At 62.9% G+C, this 785-nt stretch carries 1 protein-coding gene; it reads left to right on the forward strand.

Annotated elements, in window-relative coordinates; all coding sequences use genetic code 11:
• Positions 1 to 785, forward strand: a 785-nt coding sequence (locus B3520_RS00315) for an MtrB/PioB family outer membrane beta-barrel protein (RefSeq protein WP_286875031.1), incomplete at both ends; no start/stop codon positions are given.

The following is a 785-nucleotide window of genomic DNA, read 5'->3' on the forward strand; positions in this document are numbered from 1 at the left end:
AGGGGATGAGCCAGCTCGACCCGAGCCTGAAGCGTTTTTCCCCGACGTTGGAGCGCGAGACTTACGGGCTGAACGCGGGTGCCCGGCGCAACGATCGTTGGGATTACGGCGTTGATTTTCGTCGTACCGAACAGCAGGGCACCAGGCTTCAGGGCGCCAGTTTTCTGAATACCGCCGTCGTGTTGCCCATTGGAGTTGATCGGGTGACCGAACGGATGGATGCGCGGCTTTCCTACCGGGAAGACCGCTGGTACCTGCAGGCGGCCTATCACGGTTCGCAGTTCGACAATAACGCCGATTCGGTGACCTGGGATAACCCCTTCAGCGCCCTGGTCGAAGGCGGTGATCGCGGCCGTCTGGCGCAAGAGCCGGGCAATGATTTTCATCAACTGACGCTGTCCGGTCGCTGGCAACCGGGCCGCCTGTTGCAAGCCTCGGGCAGACTCGCCGTGGGCCGCCTGCGGCAGGATGAAGCCTTTCTGCCGGCGACCATCAACCCCTGGGTGGGCGACGTCAATCAGCCCGCTCTCAGCCTGGATGGTCGGGTCGATACGCTCAATGGCCAGGTGCGTGCGCTGATCCAACCTGGGTTGGCGTTGAGTGTGGTGGCTGAACTGTATTATGACGATCGCGACAACCGCACCCCGCGCTCTGAGTTTACCCCGGTGCGCTCGGATCTGGCGGTAGCCCCCACACAGTTCAATCGGCCCTACAGTTTTGAGCGTGCCGGCGGCAAGCTGCGCGCCGATCTCAAGACGGGGGATGGAACCACCGTCTCGGCGGGT

Origin of the sequence: Marinimicrobium sp. UBA4509 (assembly GCF_002388575.1) — a bacterium.
GTDB classification, from domain to species: Bacteria; Pseudomonadota; Gammaproteobacteria; order Pseudomonadales; family Cellvibrionaceae; genus Marinimicrobium; species Marinimicrobium koreense.